This is a genomic window from Myxococcus sp. CA039A, assembly GCF_013336645.1.
GTDB lineage: Bacteria > Myxococcota > Myxococcia > Myxococcales > Myxococcaceae > Myxococcus > Myxococcus llanfairpwllgwyngyllgogerychwyrndrobwllllantysiliogogogochensis.
In genome coordinates this window covers 1-4,373 of the sequence record NZ_JABUMQ010000531.1, presented here as the reverse complement: position 1 = coordinate 4,373, position 4,373 = coordinate 1, and the positions used below count along the sequence as shown (strand labels likewise).

Sequence of the window (4,373 nt, the reverse complement as noted above, 5' to 3'; positions counted from 1 at the left end):
TCCCACCCCGCTCCAGCCCCGGCCCGGCCTCGCGTGAGCACCGGGGGCATACCTCGGATGGCCGCCCCCTTGCGAGCCATCCTCACGACGCTAAGGCGACCAGCGGGCCTTGCGGATGAGCCAGGTGCTGCCTCCTCGCCCGTCCCGCGCCACGGCCCAGAAGGTGACCTCCTGAGCGACGCCGTCCTTCTCGGGAGGCTCCCACTCCACGCGGTGCCGCCCAGGCTCGCCGTTGAAGTCGGCGCCGCCCGTCTCCTCGTCCGGGATTTCTCCCAGCGACACATGCCAGCTGATGGACCAGGCCTCCTTGAGCGACACGGACTCCTGCCGGAACCCGGGCACCACGTAGGCCTCCTCCAGGGCGGACACGTCCTCGGCCGTAATCACGAACGGCCCCTGTCCCGTCAACTCGGGCAGCGCCTCCTCCGCCCACGGCTGACCCTCCAGGCGAAGCCCCTGCAGCTCCGGCTGCTGGTTGGGCGCCATGCCGGGCACGAGCGGGCAGGAGAACACCATCAGCTTCTGCGCGTAGATGGCCTCGCTCCCCGCGCTGAGGTTCAGCACCAGCGGCATGCGCAGCCCACCGAAGCCCTCGTAGGGGTCCGCCTGCCGCACCTTGTCCAGCAGCAGCGTGCCGTCCGGCAGCGTGCTCGCACCGGGCCGGATGGGCACCACCAGTTCGCCCGCCGTCGTGGTGCCCTGCGCCAGTTGCACGCGCAGAGCGGTGTTCTCGCAGAGGAAGTCCTCCGGGTCCGCGCAGGCCCACAGGGTGTAGGAGAGGGCGCGCCCCTCGCCCGCGGGGTCCACCACCAGCGCGCGGTAGGACACCTCCTCGGTGAGGACCTCCAGCGCCTCCGCGGTGAGTTCGCACGTCGGAGCCATCAACTCCGGGCGCTCCACGGCGATGCCCAGCACGCGCAGGTCATGCACGATGGACGGCCGGTCATCGGGGTCGACACAGGCGACGGCGCCGAGCGTGAGCAGCAGCGCCCCATACTTGAGCCAGGTATTCATCAGAAGCTTCCTTTCACGCCCAGCACGGGGAGGATGGGGATGCCCGGTATCTCCACCTCGTCGCGAAACCGGTAGTCATTGAAGACGAACTCGACGTTCTCCGCGTTGTAGAGGTTCTGCACGTCGAGGTAGAGCGCGAGCGTCCAGTTGTCGAAGCGCCAGCCCTTCTCCACCCGGACGTCGAGCTGATGGAACGTGGAGGTCCGCGCCGAGAGCGAGCGGCCATAGGTGGGCTCGTAGCTGTTCGAGTCCGAGTTGTAGACGTCATGCGGATGCACCAGCGGCGTCGTCGGTCGACCGGTGGTGAGGCGGAAGCGTCCGCCCAGCTCCCAGCCATTGCCCAGCACGTAGTTGGCCACCAGCGTGAGGATGTGCGTCTGGTCCCAGATGCTCAGACCGTAGGTGGCCTCGCTGATGCCTGGAGGACCGTCGTCGCCGAAGGCACCGTCGACCCGGGGCTTGGCGCCCGCGCGACCGTCCTCCGCGTGGCTGAGCGTATACGACAGCCAGCCGTACCACTTGTCCGTCGCGGCGGCGCGGTCCTTCTTCACCATCAACTCCACGCCATAGGCCTTGCCGATGCCCGCGTTGACGAAGCGGTCCTGCGTGAAGCTCCCCTCGTCGGTGGCGCGAACATCACCCGGCGCCACCACGTTCTCGAAGCGGCGGTTGAAGAAGCCGGTGACGTCCACGTTCCACACGTCCCCCAGCTTCTGCTCCACGCCGAGGCTCGACTGGAACGCGCGCTGGTAGCCCAGCAGCGGATTGCCGTAGGGGGAGAAGATGAACTGGAAGGTGTCCGCCGGCTGGCTGTAGAGGCCGAGCGAGCCCTTGAGCGAAGTCCGCTCGGTGGCCGCGTAGCGGACCCACAGCCGAGGGTCCAGGAGCAGGTTGCGCGTGCCACCCACCTTCTGGAGGTTGCCGCGCACGCCCGGCGTCACGGTGAGCGGGCCCCACTTGAAGTCCGCCTCGGCGAAGAGCGCGCCGTCGAAGCCGTTGATGGTGAGCTTCTCGTGGATGAGCTCCGCGACGGGGTCATTGCCCGGGAAGGGCACGTACTCGGTGCCTTCCGGAGACGGAGCCTGCACGTCCACCTTCACGTGCTCGAAGTAGACATCCAGACCGGTGCGCAGGGTGAGCGTATCGGACAGCTCCAGCGACACCACCTCGCGCGCGCCCAGCGAGTAGATGGAGTCGTTTTCGATGTACTGGCCAAAGCTGATGTCGAAGAAGTCCAGGCCCACGTACGGCGTGAAGACGGTGGTGAGCGGACCCTTGCGGTACGTCCAGTCGCCCTTCACACGGTGGAAGACGGTGTGCGTGTCCAGGGAGATGTCGCGGTTCTCCTCTTCGCCACCGGACACCAGGCGCAGCTTGTCGTCGCTGCCGAAGGCCATGATGTAGCCGGTGCTGCGCGCGGCCCCCGGCTCCGGCGTGGAGCCACGCGGCGCGCCGAAGTCCACGCGCAGCTGGTAGTCCCAGTACACGGGGACGATGGAGAGCGTGCTGCCCTCGTCGTCCGGCAGCACCGCGGGCAGCAACGTGTCGATGTACGAGCGCCGCGCGGAGGCCGCCACGCTGATGCCCTCGGTGATGGGCGCCTCCACGAAGAAGCCCGCGTCGAGCAGGTCCACCTTCACGGAGCCATGCACCGTGTCCGCGGCGCCCTTGCGCGTGGCCACGTCCACCACGCCGCCCACCGCGCGGCCGTACTGGCTGCCGTAGCCGCCGGGGAAGAAGTCGAGCGAGTCGATGAACTCGGCGTTGACCACCGACGGTCCACCGAGCAGGTGGAACAGGTTGGGGATGCGCACGCCGTCCATCAGCGTCGCCGTCTGGCCCGGGTTGGAGCCGCGCACCAGCAAGTCACCCGAGATGAAGGGCGCGCGCGCCACGCCCGGCAGCGTCTGGAGGACGCGGATGGGGTCACCAAACGTCCCTGGCGTCTTCTGCGCCTCCTCGCGCGTCACCGTGCGGCGGACCACTTCCTTCTTCGGCCGCTCGGAGCGCACCACCGTCTCGAAGGCGCTACCGGCCGGAGCCAGGTAGAAGTTCACCTCCGTCGTCTCGTTCGCCTTCAGCGTCTCCTTCGTCTGGTAGAGCTGATGGCCGGAGGCGATGACGCGCACGGCGCACTCGCCCGGGGGGACCTCCAGGGTGAAGCGGCCGTCCGCGTCGGACACGGCCTCGGCGGCGTCCGCGTCGTCACCGCAGCGCACGGTGGCGCCGGCCACGCGCGAGCGGCTGCCTCGGGAGATGAGCTGACCGGTGAGCGTCGCCTTGGGCGCCTCGGGCTCGGCGGCGACCTGGCCCTCCGCCGGCGGGGGCGCGTTGAGGGTGAAGTGGTAGACGTACTCCACCTGCACCGGCGCGGGCACGCCGTCGACCTCGGCGGGCGTGAAGCGGAACTGGCGCACGGCCGCGATGGCCGCCTCGTCGAAGCCGTGCCCCGCGAGCTCCGCGGACTGCACGTCCGTCACCGCGCCATCCTCGGCGATGGTGATGATGAGGCGCACGGAGGCGGTGAGGCCCTGCGCGAGCGCCTCCGCGGGGTACTGGGCTTGGACCTGCTGCACCAGCTCCGGGGGCTTGGTGATGGTGGGCTGCGCGGCCGGAGGTGACTCGGCGGCGGGGGCTCCAGGTTGAGGTGCCTGGGCGAGCGCCGGAGTCGCCACCCAGAGGGAGGCGGCGGCGAGCGCGACGCGGGCTTTCACGTTCGAGGACATGGGGCTTTCAGGGACAGGGGCGTGAAGAGAGTCGGGCTCCCGACGGCAGAGGGGCGGAGTGAAGGCGTGCAGGAGGAGCCGGCGGGCATGGACGGGCCGTGGATGTGGATGGGGCCCACCGGTGCACTCCCCCGCTCCGACCCTCTCCCGGCGGGAGCGGATGTTCAATCGAGCAGGAACGTATAGGCGTACTTCATCTCCGTGGACACTGCTTCGCCTCCCTTGAAGGCGGGACGGAAGCGGAAGCGGAGGATGGCGGTGCGCGCGGCTTCTTCCAGACCGTGCCCGGGCCCATTCAGCACGCGCGCATTCACCACGCGGCCTTCGGTGTCGATGGTGATGGACAGCGTCACCGTGCCCTCGATTCCCGCGCGGCGTGCCTCATCCGGGTAGGGAATCTTCACCTCGCTGGCGAGCTGCGGCTCACGGTCCACCTGGTAGATGGGCGTGTACTTGGGCGCGCTGTACGCCTTCACCTCTTGCGGCGCCTTGGCCTTCTCGGCGTTGCGACCATAGAGGGTATTGCCCACCGGCGCCGCGAAACCTCCCGCGCTCGTGGTGGAGGACATGGAGATGCCGACCACCAGGGGCGCGGGCTTCACGCTCGGCGGCGGGGTTTCGTTGGGCGGGGGC

Annotated in this window: 3 protein-coding genes; all 3 read right to left on the bottom strand. The window is 69.3% G+C overall.

What is annotated here, in order from left to right:
• Positions 1–90 precede the first annotated feature (90 nt).
• Positions 91–1,014 (bottom strand): hypothetical protein, encoded by a 924-nt coding sequence (locus HR086_RS45065; protein WP_141643603.1) that lies wholly within the window; start codon positions 1,012–1,014, stop codon positions 91–93.
• On the bottom strand, positions 1,014–3,740 hold the full coding sequence (locus HR086_RS45060) for a TonB-dependent receptor (protein WP_174468743.1): 2,727 nt from the start codon (positions 3,738–3,740) through the stop codon (positions 1,014–1,016). Before HR086_RS45060 ends, HR086_RS45065 begins: the two co-directional genes overlap by 1 nt.
• A gap of 164 nt (positions 3,741–3,904) precedes the next feature.
• Positions 3,905–4,373, bottom strand: a 469-nt coding sequence (locus HR086_RS45055; RefSeq protein WP_174468742.1) for an energy transducer TonB, incomplete at its 5' end; no start/stop codon positions are given.